The sequence below is a fragment of the Acidovorax sp. Root219 genome (assembly GCF_001428665.1).
GTDB lineage: Bacteria > Pseudomonadota > Gammaproteobacteria > Burkholderiales > Burkholderiaceae_C > Acidovorax.
Genome location: NZ_LMIJ01000013.1, coordinates 17,972 through 38,309, shown reverse-complemented (window position 1 = coordinate 38,309; position 20,338 = coordinate 17,972). Strand labels below are relative to the sequence as shown.

The following is a 20,338-nucleotide window of genomic DNA, read 5'->3' as shown; positions in this document are numbered from 1 at the left end:
TGGCAGCCGGGATGTCAGCCGATGCCGCGCTCCCGGTACAAGTTCACACGCATGCCGTCTGCGCCGCGCATCGGGTGACCTCGCTTGGCAGGGCCGCGCGAAACCTGATAATGAGAACGCACGTTACCAGCGCCCCGGTGGGGCGCTGCAGCAGCCGCCTGCCCCATGCGATGACACCAGAACAACACCAGCCCCCCGCGTTCACGGAGTCCGAGACGCTCCAGGACGCCCCCACCAGCCCGCGCTGGCTGGTGCTGGTGTTGCCGCCGCTGATGGCCTGCATGATGCTCGGGGCCACCGGCCTGTACTGGTACCGGGCGCACAGCGAGTCGGCGGACAAGCGGCTGCGCAATCTGCATGCGGCAACCGAGCAGATCGCCTACAACCTGCGCGACCGCATGGCCACCTACGAGGTGGTGCTCCGGGGCGTGCAGGGCTACATGGACGGGTCCGAGCGCATCGACCGGGCCGAATTCCACAACTATGTCGATGCCCTGCAGCTGCAGCAGACGCGGCCCGGCCTGCAAGGGGTGTCGCTGATCATGTACGTGCAGGGCAGTCCCCTGGAGGCCCATCTGGCGGACGTGCGGGGCCGGGGCTTTTCCGGCTACACCGTGCATCCGCCCGGCGAGCGCGCCCAGTACGCGCCCATCACCCACATCGAACCCCTGCAGGGGCGCAACCTGGAGGCCCTGGGCCTGGACGTCCTGACCCTGCCTGCAGCGCGCGAGGCGCTCGGGCGCGCGCGCGACACCGGCCGGCTGGCCCTGTCGGGGCTGCTCGGGGCCTTCGCGCCGGGCAGTACTCTGCAGGGCGAGCTGGGCATGTTCCTGCCGGTGTACGCCCCGGGCCTGGAGGCCGAGTCCCTGCCCACCCGCCGCCACGCGATCCGGGGGTGGGTGGCCGCCCCATTCCGGGTGGGTGACGTGGTCCAGGGGCTGGCGCGTGAGTTCGACCCCGACATTGCCCTGGCCATCTACGATGGCGTAGATCCCACGCCCGAAGCCCGGCTGTACGGCGACGCAGGGCTGCAGTCGCAAGCCCTGGCGCGCGGCGCGCTACCGATCCAGCGGCGCCTGGAGGTCGGCGGACGCAGCTGGACTCTGGTGATGGCGCCCTTGCCCGCATTCGATCTGCGCCATGACGACGACGGCTACTACCTGGTGGCGGTGATGGGGGTATTCGTGAGCCTGCTGCTGGGCTGGTTCGCCTGGGTCCTGGCCACCGGGCGGGAGCGCGCCATGGCACTGGCACGCCGCATGACGGCCGAGCTGCGCGGCACGCGCGATGACCTGGAAAGCACGCTCAACGCCATACCCGACCTGCTGTTCGAGCTGGACGCGCAGGGCCGCATCCACCATTGCCGCTCGGCGCGCCTGCAGCTGCCGGTGCTGGCGCCCGAGCGCTTTGTGGGCCACCGGCTGCAGGACATCGTGCCGCCCGGCGAGGCGGCCGGCAGCCTGGCTGCCGTGCAGGCCGCGCTTCAGAATGGCTACTCGGCGGGCCACCAGTTCCACCTGGAGCTGGAGGGGCGCACCCACTGGTTCGAGCTGTCCGTGGCCCGCAAGGACAGCGCCAACCCGGGCGCCGGCCCGCGCTTCGTGGCGCTGGCCCGCGACGTCACCGAGCGCAGGGTGGCGCAGGAGCGCACGCACCAGTTGGCCTACTTCGATGCCCTCACGGGCCTGCCCAACCGCCGCATGCTGCTCGACCGCCTGGGGCTGGCCCTGGCCGCCGCACGCCGCAGTGGCCAGGTCGGGGCGCTGCTGTATGTGGACCTGGACAATTTCAAGCAGATCAACGACGCGCGCGGCCACTCCCTGGGCGACCGCTTGCTGGTGGAGGTCACCCAGCGCCTGACGCACCTGCTGCGCCCCGGCGACACCGTGGCGCGCCTGGGGGGCGATGAGTTCGTGCTGCTGCTGCAGGGCATCGCCACCGACATGTCCACCGCAGGGCGGCAGGCCCTGCAGGTGGCCGAGCGCGTGCGCGAGGCGCTGGAGCAGCCCTACGCCATCGACACCCACCTCTACAGCAGCACGGGCAGCCTGGGGATCACGCTGTTTCCCAAGCGGGAGGAGGGCGTTGAAGACCTGCTGCGCGAGGCGGACACGGCCATGTACCGTGCCAAGGACCTGGGCCGCAACCGCATCCGCTTCTACGAGGCCGCCATGCAGGCCGACGTGCAGGAGCGCCTGGCGATGGAGCAGGACCTCAAGAAGGCCATGGCCGAAGGGCAACTGGCCGCATTCGTGCAGCCGCAGGTGGATGCGCAGGGCGTGGTGGTGGGCGGCGAGCTGCTCATGCGCTGGAGCCACCCGGTGCGCGGCAGCGTGCCGCCGGCGCGCTTCATCCCCATCGCCGAGTCCTCGGCGCTGATACTGCCCATGGGCGCGTGGATGATCGAGAAAGCCTGCGATGCGATTGCACAGCTGCACGCCGCCCGGTTGGTCCGGGGCGGCGTGGGGGAGCCGCTGTCGATCTCGGTCAACGTCAGCCAGCGCCAGTTCCGGCAGGACGACTTCGTCGAGCGCGTGCGCAACGTGCTGGCCCAGACCGGGGCCACGCCGTCATGCCTGATCCTGGAGGTCACCGAAAGCCTGCTCATCGAGAACCTGGACGACACCATCGCCCGCATGACGGAGCTGGTGCAGCTCGGGGTGCGCTTTTCCATCGACGACTTCGGCACGGGCTATTCGAGCCTGGCCTACCTCAAGCGGCTGCCGCTGTACGAGCTCAAGATCGACAAGAGCTTCGTGCAGGACACGCCCGGCGACCCGAGCGACACGGCCATCGTGCAGTCCATCATCTCGGTGGCGCGCCACCTGGGCCTGCGCGTGGTGGCCGAAGGGGTGGAAACCCGTGCCCAGGCCGACTTCCTCGTGGCCAGCCACTGCGAATGCCTGCAGGGCTACCTGTTCTACCGGCCGGAGCCGCTGGATGGCTGGCTGAAAACCTTTTTACGGTCTTAGACGGGTTCCGGGATCAGGGTGGTGACCAGCGCCAGGGCATGCACCTCGCGTGCGGGCCGGTCCTTGAGCAGGTGGTTGCTCCAGACCTGGCGCCACAGACGTGCCCCGCGCAGGCCATGGCGCAGACCCAGCATGTGGCGGGCGATGTGCGGCCAGGGCGTGCCGTGCAGCGCGGCCTCACGCTCCATGTAGTCCACCATGGCCAGCTCGACCTCCTCGCGCGTCAGGGTGCAGGGCTCGCCGCCGTAGTAGAGCTGGTCCCAGCGGGCCAGCCACCAGGGGTTGTGGTAGGCCTCGCGGCCGATCATCACGCCGTCCAGGCGTGCCAGTTGCCCGTGCACCACCTCGTCGGCCTGGATGCCGCCGTTGATGGCAATCGTCAGGTGCGGGAAATCGGCCTTGAGCTGGTGCACCACCTCGTAGCGCAGCGGCGGGATGTCGCGGTTCTCCTTGGGCGACAGGCCCTGCAGCCAGGCATTGCGCGCATGCACGATGAACACCGAGCAGCCCGCATCGGCCACCGTGCCCACGAAATCGCGCACGAAGCCGTAGTCTTCGTCCTTGTCGATGCCGATGCGGTGCTTGACCGTCACGGGCACGTCCACGACATCCTTCATGGCCTTCACACCATCGGCCACCAGCTGGGGCGCCTTCATCAGGCTGGCACCGAAGGCACCGCGCTGCACCCGGTCGCTCGGGCAGCCGCAGTTCAGGTTGATCTCGCCATAGCCCCATTGCGCACCGAGCCGCGCAGCCTCTGCCAGCCGGTCGGGCTCGTTGCCGCCCAACTGCAGTGCCACAGGGTGCTCCTCGGCATTGAAGCGCAGGTGCCGCTCCGTACCGCCATGGATGATGGCGCCCGCGTTCACCATCTCGGTGTAGAGCAGGGTCTGGCGCGTCAGCAGCCGGTGGAAATAGCGGCAATGGCGGTCCGTCCAGTCCATCATCGGGGCCACGGACATGCGCCAGGGGCTGAAGATGGCTGGAGGAGCGGCGGCAGGGGAGGTGGGGCTGTTTTCCAAGGCGAGAAACCGGTGTTGCAAGGGCGAGGGGCTCCAAAGAGGTGCCGGACTGCATTTTCTCAGGTCTTGGGTCAATATATTGGTTCAGGGGCTTCCGAGGCCCGAGACAGGCGTTCCTCTGCGCGAATTTGCACTCTGTTGACGCACATGGCCGCGCATTGTCTTTAGTATGGGGGAGCCGCATCCGGTGCTGCGAACGCCGCCGGGGCCGAATCAGCCATTTCTTTCTTTGAATCGCCTGCATGTGGAAGAACCCCGGTATCGCCGTAGCGATCGACCCGTCCCAACTCACCGTCGGCCTGTACGTCTGGCTCGACATGCGCTGGGACGAGCACCCCTTCATCGCCAACCGCTTCATGGTCCGCACGGCGAAGGACGTGGCGGTGATCCAGTCATTGGGCATCGAAGGCCACCTGTACCACCACCCGGACCGGAGCACATCGCAGCCGCTGCCCCTGGTGCCCATGGCCGCGCACCCACCGGAGCCGGAGCACGCCGACGGGCAGGCCGCCCTGGCCGCCGAGGTGCGCCAGCGTGACCAGGCCAAAAAGGAAAAGCGCCAGCGCCAGCGAGACGCCGCGGCGCGCGCCGACCGGGCCTGGGAGGACGCCGCGCGACAGACCCGGGAGGCGCTGCTCACGCTCACGCGCTCGCCCAAGGCGGCGGGCCGGATCCTGGCCGACCTGTCGGGCGAGACGGCGGCCCGCATTGCCCAGAGCCAGGAGGTGCTGCTGCACCTGCTGGGCGACAAGAAGGACCAGGGGCCGCAGTTCCACGCGCTCAACGTGCTCACCCTGTGCATGCTGGTGGGCAAGAAGGCCGGCCTTGCCGAGCGCGAACTGGCCGACCTGGCCATGGCGGCGCTGGCGCACGACGTGGGCAAGTCCAAGGTGCCGCCGCAGCTGTTCAAGACCGCCCGGCGCAAGCGCCACGAGGAGGAGTTCGTGCGCCAGCATGTGATGTACAGCACCCAGCTGGCGTCAGACTCGGGCGCCTTCAGCAAGGAGGCGCTGGCCTGCATCGCCAGCCACCACGAGGCGGCCGATGGTTCGGGCTGGCCGCGCGGCCAGCGCGAAACCCAGCGCCTGGCGCTGATCCTGGCGCTGGTCAACCGGTATGACAATCTGTGCTCGCCCGAGGCCCGCGACGTCGAGCCGCTGATGCCGGCCGAGGCGCTGGCGCACATGTTCAAGAACGAATCGGGCCAGCACGACCCGGCACTGCTCAGTTCGCTCATCAAGCTGCTGGGCGTGTACCCGCCGGGCACGGTGGTCCAGCTCACCGATGGCGCGCTGGCGCTGGTGGTGGCCCCGGGGCCCGAGGCCCTGCGCCCGCAGGTGCTGGTCTACACCCCCGAAATCCCCAAGGACGAGGCGCCGCTGGTGGAGCTGCACACCGAGCCCGACATCCGCGTGGCCGAAGCGATCCGGCCGTCCACGTTGCCTGCCGAGGTGCTCGACTGGCTCAATCCGCAGCAGCGGCTGTCGTACTTCTACTCTGTGGAGGACTGAGTTCTACCCCCGTGCACTACCTGCGGACGGTGAAGTCCTCGTTGATGTAGACCAACGGGTCCATGGGGCTCTCATCCCCACAATTGAATCCGCGCAGGCGCAGGACGGCAGGCTGCTTGAGCGGCGCCTTCAGGTCCTTGCGCTTCTTGCCGGCAATGCGGGTGTAAATGGCGACCTTGGCCAGGTAGTTGACGCTGGCCCGGTAGGACGATCGGGCGTCGTAGTTCTCCGCCAGGTCTTCCCTGCCGATGAGCTCGAAATCCCGGAGCTTGGGGTTGTAGCGGAACTGCATCGTGAAGCTGTCCATGCCCGAAGATTCAGCGCGCCAGACCCCCTGGACCAAGAGGGAGGTCGCGGTGATCTCAAGGTTGTAGCCCTTGTTTGCCTCGCAGAACTGTCCAGAGACGGAAAGCGGGGTGTAGCCGCCGCCCGGCGTGCCGGCCAGCACCAGAAGCCGTTCCTCGCGCGGGCCTTCCCCGGAGAGGTTGACCACCACCGCCGCCAGGTCCGCGATCCCATCACCGTCGAGGTCACCTTTGGCGCTGGTCCAGATGCTGAATCCCTTGGTGGGCAGGGCCGTATCAACGGCGGCCTGCAGCTGGGCAGCGCGCTGTGCGGCGGTGTCCTGCGCCAGGGAGGCACCCGCAGCACAAATCAGGGCGGCAAAGGTGCATGGCAAGCGCCGGGAAATCATGGCGCAAGTCTACAACCCCAGGGGCCTGGCCCGCCCGGTGCTGGTTCAGCGCGCCCCTGGTTTTTGCTGGTACATGCCCTCGATGGCCTGCCCGAAGTGCGCCATGAGCGGGGCGCGCTTGAGCTTGAGCGTGGGCGTCATGAAGCCGTTCTCGATGCTCCAGGGCGCCAGCGTCAGGTGCACGGCGCGCGGCACGGCATAGCGCGCGAAGCTGGCCGTGCTCTTTTCAATGCGCGCCAGCACGGCGCGGTGCACGGCAGGGTGGTTCAGGCTCTCGGGGTCGGCTGCGGCCAGGCCCAGGTCGCCGGCCAGGCGCTGCCACTCGTCGCGCTTGAGCACGGCCACGCAGGCGATGAAGGGGCGGTTCTCGCCCACCACGAAGGCCTGCTCCAGCAGCGGGTCGGCCAGCAGGGCCAGTTCCAGGTCGCCCGGGGGCACCTTCTCACCGGTGGAGGTGACGATGATCTCCTTGATGCGGCCGCGGATGAAGATGCGCCCGTCCACGATGTCGGCCTGATCGCCCGTGCCCAACCAGCCATCGGCCGACAGAATGCGTGCCGTGTCCTCGGGCCGCTTCCAGTAGCCCTGCATCACGATGGGGCCGCGCACCTGCAGCTCGCGGTTCTCGCCGATCCGCACCTCCACGCCGGGCAGGGCGCGCCCCACGCAGGCCGGGTCGTTGTCCTGGAGCGAGTTCACCGACACCACCGGCGCCGTCTCGGTCATGCCGTAGCCCTGCACCAGCGGCAGGCCCAGGCCCAGAAAGCACTTGGCGATGGTGGGCGACAGCGGCGCGCCGCCGCTCACGGCCACGCGCACGCGGCCGCCGAACTGGGCCAGCAGGGGCTTGGCCACCAGGGCCTGGAGCAGGCCCCAGGGCAGGACGGCCATCCAGCCGCCGGCTTGGTCGTCTTCGGGCCGGGCCAGCCCCTGCGCGGCGCAGAACTGCTGCCAGCCGCGGGCCTGGGCGGCCTCGTAGAGCTGCATCCTCCAGGGCGATGGCGAGAGCTTTTCGAGCAGCTTGGCGTGGATGCGCTCGTAGATGCGTGGCACCGAGACCAGCACCGTGGGGCGAATGGTCTGCAGGTCCTCGGCCAATTGCTGCACCGAGCGGGCATAGGCCACGCAACTGCCGGCCGCAATCGGCAGGTAGTAGCCGCCAGTGCGCTCGAAGGTGTGCGACAAGGGCAGAAAGGACAGGAACACGTCGTCCACCGTGGGGGCGATGCGCTCGAGTACGGCCTTCACGTCGCTCACCACATTGCGGTGCGTGAGCATCACGCCCTTGGGCTTGCCGGTGGTGCCCGAGGTGTAGACGATGGCGGCCAGGTCTTCGGGGCCGGGGGCCTGCGGCGGGGCCTGTTCCACCGCCTGGGCTGCGCCTTCGAGCCATTGCGCAAGCGAGCCCACGGCGGGGCTGTGCGCGCTGGGAGCGCTGGCCTTGAACGAGGCGTCCGTGTCGGTCACGATCACCGCCCGCAGTGCGGGAAAGTCGGTGCCCGCGGCGCGGATCTTCTCCCACTGCTGGGCGCTGCCCACGATGAGCATCGAGGCCTCGCAGTCGGCCAGGATGTAGGCGATGCTGCCGGGGTTGTCGATGGCGTGCAGCGGCACGGGCACGCAGTTGCTGGCCAGGGTGGACTGGTCGGCGCACATGGCGTCCAGGCCATTGGGCAGCAGGATGGCCACGCGGGCACCGGCCGGCAGTTGCAGGGCCACCAGGGCCCGCGACCAGCGGGCCACATGGGCGGCGGTCTCGGCCCAGGTCCAGGTCAGCCAGGCCTGGCTGGCGGCATCGAAGGCGCGAAAGGCAGGGGCGTCGGGCGTCAGGCTGGCGCGCCACGAGAGAAGCTGGGGCAGCGTCTGGACGCTGCCAATGTCGGGAAGGGAAGAGGTCATCGGATGGTTGGGTGCCGGGGCGGCGTGCGCCGTGCCAAGGTGGTGCCATGCTGCACTATCCTGGGGAAAACCCGCGGAATCATACCCATCCGGGCGGCACAAGCTGTGCTTCTTTGTTTCGCGCGCCAAAGAGTGCTCTGGGGGCGGGCCCCGGTCGGCCACAATCCCTCCATTGCCACAGCTGCGTCCTGCCTGCCCGCGCCCCCTTCGGTCCATGGATCCCATCACCATCTTTATCGTCGCGACGCTGATGATGCTGGCCAATGGTGCGGTGCTGGGTTTCATGCACAAGGACTTGCCGGTGTCGCTGCAGCCCTGTGCCGAAACCTGGCGCATCGCCACCTTGCTGCTGGCAGGCAGCGCCGTGCTGTATGCCGTTCAGTACGAATTGCCCCTGGGCCTGGTCTCGCCCATGGCCAATGGCATGGTGATGCTCGGCTGCACGGGCTACTGGCGTGCGCTGCGCCAGTTCGATGGCGTGCCGGACCGCTGGTGGATGCTGTTGCCGGCCGTGGCGGGCATTGGCGGCGTGGTGTGGTTCGCGGGGGTGCGGCCCGATACGCCCAGCCGCATCCTGCTGCTGTCGGGCGTGGTGGCTTTCGTGCTGATGGCTGGCACCCTGCAGCTGGTGCGGGGTGGCACCGGGGAGCGGGCGCGCAGCCGCAGGGCGCTGGCGGGCCTGTTTTTTCTGGTCGGCCTGTTCGTGGCCTTTCGCGCCGCGTACTTCCTGGTGCGGCGCGTGGGGCCGTCGTTCGACATCACCGGCGAGGGCGCCTGGATCAACGCGGCCAGCCCGCTGGTCACGGCCCTGTTGCCCGTGGTGGGCACCACGGCCTTCTTGTTCATGTGCTCGCAGCGCATCGGCCGCCAGTGGGAGCTGGCCGCTGCCACCGACTACCTGACGGGCCTGGCCAACCGCCGCACCTTGCTCGCCGAAGGCGCGAAGCGCTTTGCCACGGCACGCCAGGGCGGCACCCGCCTGGCCCTGGCACTGATCGACGTGGACCACTTCAAGGCCATCAACGACGGCCATGGGCACGAGGTGGGCGACAGGGCGCTGCAGCATGTGGCCGACCAACTGCAGGCCTCGGCACGCGGGCTGGACTTCGTGGCCCGCCACGGGGGGGAGGAGTTCGTGGTGCTGCTGGACGTGGCCCAGCATGGCGACGCCCATGCGGCCGGAGAGCGGCTGCGCCTGGCCGTGGCGGGCACGCCGTTCACCACGGGTGGGACATCGTTGCCGATCACCATTTCTGCGGGTATCGCGGCGCAGGCAGATGGCGATGCCAGCATGGACCAGATGCTGCGACGCGCCGACGACGCGCTGTACGCCGCCAAGCGCAGGGGGCGCAACCGGGTGGAAATGGCGGAAAGCTGACCGAGCGGCAGGTGCCGGTAGGGCGNNCAGTGCTGTAGCACGGCAAGGCGGACCAACGAAGTTAGACGGTTGAAGGCAAATCCGTATCAGGCCGCTGCTTCCAGCCCCTGGGCGAAGTGGGCCTGCATGGCCTGGGCCGTGGCGGCGCCATCGCGCCGGGCCAGGGCGGCCATTACCGCACGGTGTTCGCTCAGCGAATCCTCGATGCGCCCCTGCTTGAGCAGCGAGTTGTGGCGGTTGAGCTTCATCACCTTGCGCAGGTCGGCCACCATCTGGCTGCGCCAGCGGTTGTCGGCCAGCTCCAGCACCCGCATGTGAAAGCGCTCGTTCACGGCAAAGAAGCGCTCGCGCTCGCCGGCTGCGGCCTCCAGCTCGGCATGCAGAGCCTGCAACTCGTGCAACTGGGCCGGGGTGGCGGTGGTGGCTACCACCGCAGCGGCGTCGCTCTCCAGCAGGCTGAGCAGGTGGTAGACGTCGCGCAGGTCCTTGTCCGACATCTCGGTCACATAGGCGCCACGGCGCACCTTCATCGTGACCAGGCCTTCGGCGGCCAGCACCTTGAGCGCCTCGCGCAGGGGCGTGCGGCTGATGCCGAATTCCTCGGCGATCTTGAGCTCATCGATCCAGCTGCCGGGCTCCAGCTCGCGGCGGAAGATGCGCTGGCGCAGTTGCTCAGCCACTTCTTCGTACAGGGCGCGGGGCGTGAGGGTCAATGCAGACATGGGTGGATTGTAAGCTGCGAAGAATATTTTGAATCAATAATTATGAATGATGTAAACTTGCCGCCACATCGGGAACAGCCCTGACAACGTCCAACGCTTCCTCGGAGACCGCTTCGCCATGAGTGCCACGCCCCCCAACAGCCCCCCTGAATTCGCTGCCTCCTCGCTCGAGGACTGGGCGAAAGCCGCTGCCAAGTCGGCGCCGGGTGGCGATGTCAATGCGCTGAACTGGGTCACCCCCGACGGCATCACCGTCAAGCCGCTGTACACGGCGGCCGATACGGCCGACCTGCAGTACGCCAACACCTTGCCGGGCTTCGAGCCCTACCTGCGCGGCCCCCAGGCCACCATGTACGCGGTGCGGCCCTGGACCATCCGCCAGTACGCGGGCTTTTCCACGGCCGAGGAATCCAACGCCTTCTACCGCAAGGCGCTGGCCGCCGGCGGGCAGGGCGTGAGCGTGGCCTTCGACCTGGCCACCCACCGCGGCTACGACAGCGACCACCCGCGCGTCACCGGCGACGTGGGCAAGGCCGGCGTGGCCATCGATTCGGTGGAGGACATGAAGATCCTGTTCGACCAGATCCCGCTGGACAAGGTGTCCGTCTCGATGACCATGAACGGCGCCGTGCTGCCGGTGCTGGCCGGCTATGTGGTGGCGGCGGAAGAGCAGGGTGTGTCGCAGGACCAACTGAGCGGAACCATTCAGAACGACATTCTGAAAGAGTTCATGGTGCGCAACACCTACATCTACCCGCCCAAGCCGAGCATGCGCATCATCGGCGACATCATCGGCTACACGGCACGCAATATGCCGAAGTTCAACTCCATCTCCATCTCCGGCTACCACATGCAGGAGGCGGGCGCCAACCAGGCGCTGGAGCTGGCCTTCACGCTGGCCGATGGCAAGGAGTACGTGAAGACGGCCATCGCCTCGGGCCTGGACGTGGACGAGTTCGCCGGCCGGCTGTCGTTCTTCTGGGCCATCGGCATGAACTTCTACCTCGAAGTGGCCAAGATGCGCGCGGCGCGCCTGCTGTGGTGCCGCATCATGAAGGAGACGGGCGCCAAGAACCCCAAGAGCCTGATGCTGCGCACCCACTGCCAGACCAGCGGCTGGAGCCTGACCGAGCAGGACCCCTACAACAACATCGTGCGCACCACCATCGAGGCCATGGCGGCGGTGTTCGGCGGCACGCAGAGCCTGCACACCAATGCGCTGGACGAAGCCATTGCCCTGCCCACCGAGTTCTCCTCGCGCATCGCGCGCAACACGCAGCTCATCATCCAGGAAGAGACGCACATCACCAACGTGGTCGACCCCTGGGCCGGCAGCTACATGATGGAAAAGCTCACGCAGGACATGATGGATGCCGCCTGGAAGATCATCGAAGAAGTCGAGGCCATGGGCGGCATGACGCAGGCCGTGGACAGCGGCTGGGCCAAGCTCAAGATCGAGGCCGCCGCCGCCGAGAAGCAGGCGCGCATCGACAGCGGCAAGGACGTGATCGTCGGCGTCAACAAGTACAAGCTCAAGAAGGAAGACCCGGTCGACATCCTGCAGATCGACAACGTGATGGTGCGCGACGGCCAGATCGCGCGCCTCAAGGACATCCGCGCCAAGCGCGACACGGCCAAGGTGCAGGAGGCGCTCGACGTGCTCACCTCGGCTGCCGAAACCGGCGAGGGCAACCTGCTGGACCTGGCCATCAAGGCCGTGCGCCTGCGCGCCACGGTGGGCGAGGTGTCGGACGCGCTCGAAAAGATCTACGGGCGCCACCGCGCCGATACGCAAAAGGTGACCGGTGTGTACGCTGCCGCCTATGACTCGGCCGAGGGCTGGGACAAGCTCAAGAGCGAGATCAGCGATTTTGCCGAGGCCGAAGGCCGCCGCCCGCGCGTGATGATCGCCAAGCTCGGCCAGGACGGCCACGACCGCGGCGCCAAGGTGGTGGCCACGGCCTTTGCCGACCTGGGCTTCGACGTGGACATGGGCCCGCTGTTCCAGACCCCCGAGGAATGCGCGCGCCAGGCCATCGAGAACGACGTGCACGCCGTGGGCGTGAGCACGCTGGCCGCTGGCCACAAGACCCTGGTGCCGGCCATCATCCAGTCGCTCAAGGACCAGGGGGCGGACGACATCATCGTCTTCGTCGGCGGCGTGATCCCGGCGCAGGACTACGACTTTCTGTACGAGGCCGGCGTCAAGGGCGTCTACGGACCGGGCACGCCCATCCCGGCCAGCGCGAAGGATGTGCTCGAACAGATCCGCAAGGCCATTGCCGCATGAGCGTGCGCCAGACCAGGGGCCGCACGGGAGCCGCCCGATGAGTGCACCCGTGTTCGTGCTGCACCCCGTTGCCGAAGACGACTTCGAGCCGATGCTGAAGCTGCGTACCGCCGCCATGCGCGAGAGCCTGGAGCGCGTGGGCCGCTACACGCCCGAGCGCTCGCGTGAGCGCCTGCGCGCCGCCTTCACCCCGGAGCACATGCAGCATCTGGCCTCGCCCGGCGGCCAGCGCATGGGCTTTGTCACGGTGCTGCCCGAAGGGGCGGGAATCCTGCGGCTGCAGCATCTGTACCTGCACCCCGACTGGCAGGGCAGCGGCATCGGCGCTGCGGTGCTGGCCAGCGTGCAAGACCGTGCGCGCCGCGAAGGCGCCGTGCTGCGCGTGACGGCGCTCAAGCACAGCAATGCCAACCGCTTCTACCTGCGCCACGGCTTCGTGCAGACCGGCGACGAGGATGTGGACGTGCACTACGAGTGGCGGGCCGGGGAGGCTGTGGAATGAACGTGCCCCTGCCTTTGGCCGACCTCAAGCCTCCTTCCAGCACATGGTTCGATGGCATTCTGCACGGCACCCAGCCCGTGCAGCGCCGCGCCATGGCCAAGGCCATCACCCTGCTCGAATCCACCCGTGCCGACCACCGCGCGCAGGGAGACGAATTGCTCACCGCTCTGCTGCCGTACACGGGCAAGGCCTTCCGCCTGGGCATCAGCGGCGTGCCGGGGGTGGGCAAGTCCACCTTCATCGAGGCGCTGGGCCTGTTCCTCATCAACCGCGGGCACCGCGTGGCGGTGCTCACCATCGACCCGTCGAGCACGGTGTCGGGCGGCTCCATTCTGGGCGACAAGACGCGCATGGAGCGGTTGTCGATGCGCGAGGAGGCCTACATCCGCCCCAGCCCGTCGAGCGGCACGCTGGGCGGCGTGGCCGAAAAGACGCGCGAGGCCATGCTGGTCTGCGAGGCCGCAGGCTACGACGTGGTGATGGTCGAGACCGTGGGCGTGGGCCAGAGCGAGATCGCCGTGGCCGGCATGACCGACATGTTCGTGCTGCTGCAGTTGCCCAATGCGGGCGACGACCTGCAGGCCATCAAGAAGGGGGTGATGGAAATCGCCGACCTGGTGGCCATCAACAAGGCCGACATCGACAAGAATGCCGCCACCCGGGCCCAGGCGCAGATCACCTCCAGCCTACGCCTCCTGGGCATGCACGGCAACCCCGACCATGCCACGCACGGCGCCCTGTGGCAGCCGCGCGTGGTGCAGATCAGCGCGCTGCTGGGGCAGGGCGTGGACGGCTTCTGGGATGCCGTCACCCAGTTCCGCACCCAGCAGACCGACAACGGCCGCCTGGCCCTGCGCCGCGAAAAGCAGTCGCTGGCCTGGATGTGGGAGCGCATCGACGCCGGGCTCAAGCAGGCGTTTCGCCAGCATCCGCAGGTGCGCGGCCTGCTGCCCGCGCTGCAGACCGACGTGGCCGCGGGGCGCATCGCGGCGTCCACCGCTGCGCGCACGCTGCTGGCCGCATCCCATACCGCTACACCCTAGATAGACAACCACAGCCATTTCACCGAAAGAGCGACCATGCAAGACATCCTGGAGCAACTGGAGAAGAAGCGCGCCCTGGCGCGCCTGGGCGGCGGGCAAAAGCGCATCGATGCGCAGCACGCCAAGGGCAAGCTCACGGCGCGCGAGCGCATCGAGCTGCTGCTGGACGACAACACCTTCGAAGAGTGGGACATGTTCGTCGAGCACCGCTGCACCGACTTCGGCATGGAGGACAACAAGATTCCCGGCGACGGCGTGGTCACCGGCTACGGCATGATCAACGGCCGCCTGGTGTTCGTCTTCAGCCAGGACTTCACCGTCTTCGGCGGTGCCCTGAGCGAGACGCATGCCGAGAAGATCTGCAAGGTGATGGACCAGGCCATGAAGGTCGGCGCCCCGGTCATCGGCATCAACGACTCGGGCGGCGCGCGCATCCAGGAGGGCGTGGCCTCGCTGGGCGGCTATGCCGACGTGTTCCAGAAGAACGTGCTGGCCAGCGGCGTGATCCCGCAGATCAGCATGATCATGGGCCCCTGCGCCGGCGGCGCCGTGTACTCGCCGGCCATGACGGACTTCATCTTCATGGTCAAGGACTCGAGCTACATGTTCGTGACCGGCCCCGAGGTGGTCAAGACCGTGACGCACGAGGAAGTCACCGCCGAGGAGCTGGGCGGCGCCGGCACCCACACCACGCGCAGCGGTGTGGCCGACATGGCCTTCGAGAACGACGTGGAGGCGCTGATGATGCTGCGCCGCCTGTACAACTACCTGCCGCTGAACAACCGCGAGAAGGCGCCCGTGCGCCCCAGCAACGACCCGGCCGACCGCATGGACCGCAGCCTCGACACCCTGGTGCCCGAGAACGCCAACAAACCCTACGACATGAAGGAGCTGATCGCCAAGGTGGTGGACGACGGCGACTTCTTCGAGCTGCAGCCCGACTACGCCAAGAACATTGTGATCGGCCTGGCGCGCATGGAAGGCCAGACCGTGGGCATCGTCGCCAACCAGCCGCTGGTGCTGGCAGGCTGCCTGGACATCAAGAGCTCCATCAAGGCCGCGCGCTTCGTGCGCTTTTGCGATGCCTTCAACATCCCCGTGGTCACCTTCGTGGACGTGCCCGGCTTCATGCCCGGCACCAGCCAGGAGTACGGCGGCATCATCAAGCACGGCGCCAAGCTGCTGTATGCGTACGCCGAGTGCACCGTGCCCAAGATCACCGTCATCACGCGCAAGGCCTATGGTGGCGCCTACGATGTGATGAGCTCCAAGCACCTGCGCGGCGACGTCAACCTGGCCTGGCCCAACGCCGAAATCGCCGTGATGGGCGCCAAGGGCGCGGTGGAGATCATCTTCCGCGAGGACAAGAACGACCCGGTGAAGCTCGCCGCGCGCGAGGCGGAGTACAAGGAGCGCTTTGCCAACCCCTTCGTGGCCAGCGCCCGCGGCTTCATCGACGACGTGATCCTGCCGCACGAGACGCGCAAGCGCATCTGCCGCAGCCTGGTCATGCTGCGCGACAAGAAGCTCGAGAACCCCTGGCGCAAGCACGGCAACATCCCTCTGTGAGCGGTACTGCCACCAACAGTTCCAGGTCGTCGTCCTAGAAAAGAAAACTCACCATGTTCACCAAAATACTGATCGCCAACCGCGGCGAAATCGCGTGCCGGGTCATCGCTACGGCGAAGAAAATGGGCATTGCCACCGTGGCTGTGTACTCCGACGCCGACAGGGAGGCCCGCCACGTGAAGCTGGCCGACGAGGCCGTGCGCATCGGCGCGGCGCCGAGCCGCGAGAGCTACCTGCTGGCCGACAGGATCATTGCGGCGGCCAAGGAAACCGGGGCGCAGGCCATCCACCCGGGCTACGGCTTCCTGTCGGAGAACGAGGCTTTTGCCAAGCGCTGCGAGGACGAGGGCATCGCCTTCATCGGCCCCAAGGCGCATTCGATTGCGGCCATGGGCGACAAGATCGCCTCCAAGAAGTTGGCCAACGAAGCCAAGGTCAACACCATCCCCGGCTACAACGACGCCATCAGCGGCCCCGAGCAGGCCGTGGAGATCGCCAAGGGCATCGGCTACCCGGTGATGATCAAGGCCTCGGCCGGCGGCGGCGGCAAGGGCCTGCGCGTGGCCTTCAACGACAAGGAGGCCTTCGAGGGCTTCACCAGCTGCCAGAACGAGGCACGCAACAGCTTTGGCGACGACCGCATCTTCATCGAGAAGTTCGTGCAGCAGCCGCGCCATATCGAGATCCAGGTGCTGGGCGACAGCCAGGGCAATGTGATCTACCTGAACGAGCGCGAATGCTCCATCCAGCGCCGCCACCAGAAGGTGATCGAAGAGGCGCCGTCGCCCTTCATCACCGATGCCACGCGCAAGGCCATGGGCGAGCAGGCCGTGGCCCTGGCCAAGGCCGTGAAGTACCAGAGCGCCGGCACGGTGGAGTTCGTGGTCGGCAAGGACCAGGATTTCTACTTTTTGGAGATGAACACCCGCCTGCAGGTGGAGCACCCGGTGACCGAGTGCATCACTGGGCTGGACCTGGTGGAGCTGATGATCCGCGTGGCCGCTGGCGAGCCGCTGCCGCTGACCCAGGCCGACGTGAAGCGCGACGGCTGGGCCATCGAGTGCCGCATCAACGCCGAAGACCCGTTCCGCAACTTCCTGCCGAGCACGGGGCGCCTGGTGCGCTTTCAGCCGCCGGAAGAATCGATGTTCCAGTCCGACACGGCCAAAAAGCTGGGCGTGCGCGTAGACACCGGCGTGTACGAGGGCGGCGAGATCCCGATGTTCTACGACTCGATGATCGCCAAGCTCATCGTGCACGGCACCGACCGCGACGATGCCATCCACAAGATGCGCGCGGCGCTCAACGGCTTCGTGATCCGCGGCATCAGCAGCAACATCCCCTTCCAGGCGGCGCTGCTGGCGCACCCCAAATTCGTCTCGGGAGACTTCAACACCGGTTTCATCGCAGAGAACTACAGCCAGGGTTTTGCCGCCGAGGACGTGCCGCACGAGGACCCGCTGTTCCTGGTTGCGCTGGCCGCCTACATGAACCGCCGCTACCGCGCACGCGCCTCGGGCATCAGCGGCCAGTTGGCCGGCCACGAGGTCAAGGTGGGCGAGCAGTTCGTGGTGGTCACGCTGGGGGCCGAGGGCAAGAACATCCACCACGAAGTGTCGGTGACGGATTTCGAGGACAAGTCCGGCTCCAGCGCGGTGATGGTGGAAGACAAGAGCTACAAGATCAGCAGCTCGGCCACGCTGGGCCAGGTGCGCGTGCAGGGGCAGTGCAATGGCCTGGGATTCACCGCCCAGGTCGAGCGCGGCCCGGGCAAGAACCCGCTGGCGCTGCGCATCGCGCACAACGGCACGCAGATCGATGCACTGGTGCTTTCGCCGCTGGGTGCGCGCCTGCACCAGCTCATGCCCTTCAAGGCGCCGCCGGACCTGAGCCGCTTCTTGCTCTCGCCCATGCCCGGCCTGCTGGTGGACGTGGCCGTGCAGCCCGGCCAGAAGGTGCAGGCCGGGGAGAAGCTGGCCGTGATCGAGGCCATGAAGATGGAGAACATCCTCTTTGCCGCGCAGGATGGCGTGGTGGGCAAGATCGTCGCCGGCAAGGGCGAATCGCTGGCCGTGGACCAGGTCATCCTGGAATTCGTGTGAACCCAGGGCGCGCATAACCGTGTTCGTGACGGTGGATGAGTGGTCGAGCAGACCACGCGAGCGCTGGCCGCTGCTGCGCCTGGCCTGCCTGCTGGCGGGCGCCGTGCTGCTGGCCGATGGCCTGGTGCTGATGTCCATGGGCTTGTTCTCGATGGGCGTCACCGTGCCCGGCGCATTGGGGCTGGCCCTGTGCATGCTCACCTGGGGCTGGCACCCGCTGCAGGCCCGGTTGGGCCGGGCAGGGTGGACGCGGCGCGCGTGGCGCGCGGGCTGGCTGCTGTTTCTGGCCTGGGTTGCCAGCGTCGCCCTGTTCTGGAATGCGCTGGCCGGCCAAGTGCAGGCTTTCAACGCTGCGGCGGGCGATGTGCCCCTGAAGGCTATCATCGTGCTGGGCAGCGGAACGCCCAACGGCCAGCCCTCGCCGGCCTTGCGGGCGCGGCTGGACAAGGCGCGCGAGCTGGCCGCCGCCCATCCCGCCGCCTGGGTCGTGGTTTCGGGCGGGGTGGATTTCGGCGAAACCGCGAGCGAAGGCCGCATCATGGGCGACTACCTGCGAGCCCAGGGCATGGCCGCCGAGCGCATCCTGCAGGAAGAGCGCAGTACCAGCACCGAGCTGAACCTGCGCTACAGCCTGCCGCTGCTGCAGGCCAAGGGCCTGGGACTCACCAGCCCCATGGCCGTGGTCACCAGCGACTTCCACACCGTGCGTGCCCAGCGCATCGCCCGCAGGATCGGTTACACGCAATCCGTGGTGGCGGGGGCCCCCACGCCGCTCTACCTGCGCTACAACGCCTGGCTGCGCGAATACTTTGCCACGGCCAGCAGCTGGATCCTCGGTGAAGTCTGAAACCATTCCCTTGTTCTTGAAAGATCTGCCATGAATACCGCCGTCTCCCGCCCCTTCAAAGTCCTGGGCATCCAGCAGGTCGCCATCGGCGGCACCGACAAGGCGCGCATGAAGACCCTGTGGGTGGACATGCTGGGCCTCACGCAGACGGGCACCTTCCAGAGCGAGCGCGAGAACGTGGACGAGGACATCCTGGCCATGGGGCAGGGCGCCTGGAAGGTCGAGGTGGACCTCATGCAACCGCTCGACATCGACAAGAAGCCGGCCGTGCATACCACGCCGCTCAACCACATCGGCCTGTGGATCGACGACCTGCCAAAAGCGGTGGAATGGCTCACCGCCAAGGGCGTGCGCTTTGCGCCGGGCGGCATCCGCAAGGGGGCTGCGGGCTTTGACATCACCTTCTTGCACCCCAAGAGCAACGACGAGTTCCCGATTGCGGGCGAGGGCGTGCTGATCGAGCTGGTGCAGGCGCCGGCCGAAGTGATCGCCGCACTGGGCTGAGCCCGCTGCAGCCGATGGCCTTCATGGGGCGAGCCCGGAGCGCAGCAGCGCTGCTGTTTGCGCTGGCAAGTCCCACCCTCTGGGCCTCAGGTGGCACAGGCACCTCCCCACTCGACTGGGGGCACGCTGGCGAAACGCTGGAATACCGCTCCTGCGGCTGCGCCGACAGCTGCTGGGTGGCCGAGGTGAAGAACCGCCGCACCCGGCAGACCCTGGCGCGGCTGCGCTGCGACTGCGAACGCCTGTTCTCGCAGACGGGCGCACGCGGCCCCGAGGTGGAGCGCGCCCCGAGCTGCGCTGCCTTCGAGGGCACGGCGGACAAGCCGGGCGCCATCCGCCAGGCGCTGGAGAAACTGCTCAAGCGCTGACCCAGCAGTGCGCCCATGACCTGGCGGGTCATGGATCCACATGCCGATGAGGGATACAACGGGGACATTCCGTCCCTTTCTGGAGTTGTGCCCCATGCGTATCCTCACCACCTTGGCCTTGCTGGTCGTGGGCGTCATCCATCTGATCCCCTTGTCGGGCGTACTCGGGCATGAACACCTCGCCCGTCTGTATGGGGCCGCGCCCTCCGACCCCAGCGCCCTGATCCTGATGCGCCACCGCGCCGTGCTGTTCGGCATCGTGGGTGGCGTGTGCGTGCTGGCCGCGTTCAAACCCGCTTTGCAATGGCTGGCGCTGGTCCTCGGGGGCTTCAGCGTCGTTTCCTTTCTCTGGCTGGCGTAGGGCGTGTCATCCATCATTTCACCCCCGCGAAAGCCTGCAGCGCGGTGCAGTGCAAGGCGCCCTGAGTGCCGTGTAGCTCGGCTACACAAGCGAAGGGCAACGCCGCAATGTGCCGCGCTGCAGGCTTTCCCTTCGGGCTGGCCCCGGCATGCGGCGTCTGCTTTGTCGCTCGGCTTGCCCATAGTCCACTATGGGCTGCGCCGCGCTTCGCGCATCCATCCGCATGCCGGGGCCAGCGCGGGGGCGAAATGATGGATGACACGCCCTAGTCCACCGGCGGGTTCAACGCCCACCTGCAGCGCGTGGTCGTGGCCGTTGTGCTGGCTTTGCTGTGCCTGGTGGCCGGTGCGGGCGCTCTGGCGCTGGCCGAACGTGCGCCAGGAACGCGCTAACTTGCACCAACGTCGAGGCACGCGGCGTGCCCTGCCATGGGTGTTGGATGCCGAAGCTGAACATAGGCGGCATGTTCTGACAACGCATTTCCCAGTGCCTTCAATATGCAACCTACATCTGCCAATTGCTGGCTTCGCCGCTCTTCATGCATGGGTAAATGA

General features: G+C 67.6%; 16 protein-coding genes. 12 read left to right on the top strand and 4 right to left on the bottom strand.

Going from position 1 to position 20,338, the window contains the following annotated elements; genetic code table 11:
* The first annotated feature begins 170 nt into the window (after nt 1-170).
* Nucleotides 171-2,972, top strand: coding sequence for an EAL domain-containing protein (locus tag ASE28_RS33450; protein WP_057267465.1), 2,802 nt, complete (start codon nt 171-173; stop codon nt 2,970-2,972).
* On the opposite strand, the gene dusA is transcribed toward ASE28_RS33450, so the two are convergent.
* The gene (dusA, locus tag ASE28_RS15365; protein ID WP_255361077.1) at nt 2,969-3,994 is read right to left on the bottom strand and encodes a tRNA dihydrouridine(20/20a) synthase DusA; all 1,026 of its coding nucleotides are present in this window, start codon (nt 3,992-3,994) and stop codon (nt 2,969-2,971) included. The genes ASE28_RS33450 and dusA overlap by 4 nt on opposite strands.
* A 242-nt stretch (nt 3,995-4,236) precedes the next feature.
* Here dusA and ASE28_RS15360 point away from each other — a divergent pair, with 242 nt between their 5' ends.
* Nucleotides 4,237-5,505 carry an HD-GYP domain-containing protein gene (locus tag ASE28_RS15360; protein WP_057267376.1) on the top strand — a complete coding sequence of 423 codons (1,269 nt, stop codon included), beginning with the start codon at nt 4,237-4,239 and terminating at the stop codon, nt 5,503-5,505.
* Nucleotides 5,506-5,521: 16 nt separating this feature from the next.
* On the opposite strand, the gene ASE28_RS15355 is transcribed toward ASE28_RS15360, so the two are convergent.
* Together ASE28_RS15355 and ASE28_RS15350 are read right to left on the bottom strand one after the other, a co-directional pair.
* Entirely contained in the window at nt 5,522-6,199 is a 678-nt protein-coding gene (locus ASE28_RS15355) for a hypothetical protein (RefSeq protein WP_057267375.1), read from the bottom strand.
* Nucleotides 6,200-6,244: 45 nt separating this feature from the next.
* Nucleotides 6,245-8,098, bottom strand: coding sequence for a long-chain fatty acid--CoA ligase (locus ASE28_RS15350; protein ID WP_057267374.1), 1,854 nt, complete (start codon nt 8,096-8,098; stop codon nt 6,245-6,247).
* Between the two features lie 214 nt (nt 8,099-8,312).
* Here ASE28_RS15350 and ASE28_RS15345 point away from each other — a divergent pair, with 214 nt between their 5' ends.
* Entirely contained in the window at nt 8,313-9,476 is a 1,164-nt protein-coding gene (locus tag ASE28_RS15345) for a GGDEF domain-containing protein (protein WP_057267373.1), read from the top strand.
* 86 nt (nt 9,477-9,562) lie between these two features.
* Here ASE28_RS15345 and ASE28_RS15340 read toward each other — a convergent pair whose 3' ends face one another.
* Nucleotides 9,563-10,198 (bottom strand): GntR family transcriptional regulator, encoded by a 636-nt coding sequence (locus tag ASE28_RS15340; protein ID WP_057204360.1) that lies wholly within the window; start codon nt 10,196-10,198, stop codon nt 9,563-9,565.
* A gap of 118 nt (nt 10,199-10,316) precedes the next feature.
* Between ASE28_RS15340 and scpA the strand changes: the two genes are divergently transcribed.
* From scpA to ASE28_RS15295, 9 genes are all read left to right on the top strand, one after another.
* Nucleotides 10,317-12,488 (top strand): methylmalonyl-CoA mutase, encoded by a 2,172-nt coding sequence (scpA, locus tag ASE28_RS15335; protein ID WP_057204362.1) that lies wholly within the window; start codon nt 10,317-10,319, stop codon nt 12,486-12,488.
* Between the two features lie 37 nt (nt 12,489-12,525).
* Nucleotides 12,526-12,990, top strand: a complete 465-nt coding sequence (locus ASE28_RS15330) for a GNAT family N-acetyltransferase (RefSeq protein ID WP_057267372.1) — start codon at nt 12,526-12,528, stop codon at nt 12,988-12,990.
* The gene (gene meaB, locus ASE28_RS15325) at nt 12,987-14,033 is read left to right on the top strand and encodes a methylmalonyl Co-A mutase-associated GTPase MeaB (RefSeq protein ID WP_057267371.1); all 1,047 of its coding nucleotides are present in this window, start codon (nt 12,987-12,989) and stop codon (nt 14,031-14,033) included. The genes ASE28_RS15330 and meaB overlap by 4 nt, the downstream gene beginning before the upstream one ends.
* 36 nt (nt 14,034-14,069) lie before the next feature.
* Nucleotides 14,070-15,602 (top strand): acyl-CoA carboxylase subunit beta, encoded by a 1,533-nt coding sequence (locus ASE28_RS15320; protein ID WP_057204367.1) that lies wholly within the window; start codon nt 14,070-14,072, stop codon nt 15,600-15,602.
* A 53-nt stretch (nt 15,603-15,655) separates the two neighbouring features.
* Entirely contained in the window at nt 15,656-17,704 is a 2,049-nt protein-coding gene (locus ASE28_RS15315; protein ID WP_057267370.1) for an acetyl/propionyl/methylcrotonyl-CoA carboxylase subunit alpha, read from the top strand.
* Between the two features lie 19 nt (nt 17,705-17,723).
* Complete coding sequence (locus tag ASE28_RS15310; RefSeq protein WP_057267369.1) at nt 17,724-18,551, top strand: YdcF family protein; 828 nt, start codon at nt 17,724-17,726, stop codon at nt 18,549-18,551.
* 30 nt (nt 18,552-18,581) lie between these two features.
* Complete coding sequence (locus tag ASE28_RS15305; protein WP_057204372.1) at nt 18,582-19,055, top strand: VOC family protein; 474 nt, start codon at nt 18,582-18,584, stop codon at nt 19,053-19,055.
* Nucleotides 19,056-19,078: 23 nt separating this feature from the next.
* The gene (locus ASE28_RS15300) at nt 19,079-19,423 is read left to right on the top strand and encodes a hypothetical protein (RefSeq protein ID WP_235514745.1); all 345 of its coding nucleotides are present in this window, start codon (nt 19,079-19,081) and stop codon (nt 19,421-19,423) included.
* Between the two features lie 94 nt (nt 19,424-19,517).
* Nucleotides 19,518-19,784, top strand: coding sequence for a phosphopantetheine adenylyltransferase (locus tag ASE28_RS15295; protein WP_200963950.1), 267 nt, complete (start codon nt 19,518-19,520; stop codon nt 19,782-19,784).
* Nucleotides 19,785-20,338 lie beyond the last annotated feature (554 nt).

Coding starts and splice junctions, on each gene's coding strand:
- ASE28_RS33450 (WP_057267465.1), top strand. CDS start 171: ATGACACCAGAACAACACCAGCCCCCCGCGTTCACGGAGTCCGAGACG.
- ASE28_RS15360 (WP_057267376.1), top strand. CDS start 4,237: ATGTGGAAGAACCCCGGTATCGCCGTAGCGATCGACCCGTCCCAACTC.
- ASE28_RS15355 (WP_057267375.1), bottom strand. CDS start 6,199: ATGATTTCCCGGCGCTTGCCATGCACCTTTGCCGCCCTGATTTGTGCT.
- ASE28_RS15350 (WP_057267374.1), bottom strand. CDS start 8,098: ATGACCTCTTCCCTTCCCGACATTGGCAGCGTCCAGACGCTGCCCCAG.
- ASE28_RS15345 (WP_057267373.1), top strand. CDS start 8,313: ATGGATCCCATCACCATCTTTATCGTCGCGACGCTGATGATGCTGGCC.
- ASE28_RS15340 (WP_057204360.1), bottom strand. CDS start 10,198: ATGTCTGCATTGACCCTCACGCCCCGCGCCCTGTACGAAGAAGTGGCT.
- scpA (WP_057204362.1), top strand. CDS start 10,317: ATGAGTGCCACGCCCCCCAACAGCCCCCCTGAATTCGCTGCCTCCTCG.
- ASE28_RS15330 (WP_057267372.1), top strand. CDS start 12,526: ATGAGTGCACCCGTGTTCGTGCTGCACCCCGTTGCCGAAGACGACTTC.
- meaB (WP_057267371.1), top strand. CDS start 12,987: ATGAACGTGCCCCTGCCTTTGGCCGACCTCAAGCCTCCTTCCAGCACA.
- ASE28_RS15320 (WP_057204367.1), top strand. CDS start 14,070: ATGCAAGACATCCTGGAGCAACTGGAGAAGAAGCGCGCCCTGGCGCGC.
- ASE28_RS15315 (WP_057267370.1), top strand. CDS start 15,656: ATGTTCACCAAAATACTGATCGCCAACCGCGGCGAAATCGCGTGCCGG.
- ASE28_RS15305 (WP_057204372.1), top strand. CDS start 18,582: ATGAATACCGCCGTCTCCCGCCCCTTCAAAGTCCTGGGCATCCAGCAG.
- ASE28_RS15300 (WP_235514745.1), top strand. CDS start 19,079: ATGGGGCGAGCCCGGAGCGCAGCAGCGCTGCTGTTTGCGCTGGCAAGT.
- ASE28_RS15295 (WP_200963950.1), top strand. CDS start 19,518: ATGCGTATCCTCACCACCTTGGCCTTGCTGGTCGTGGGCGTCATCCAT.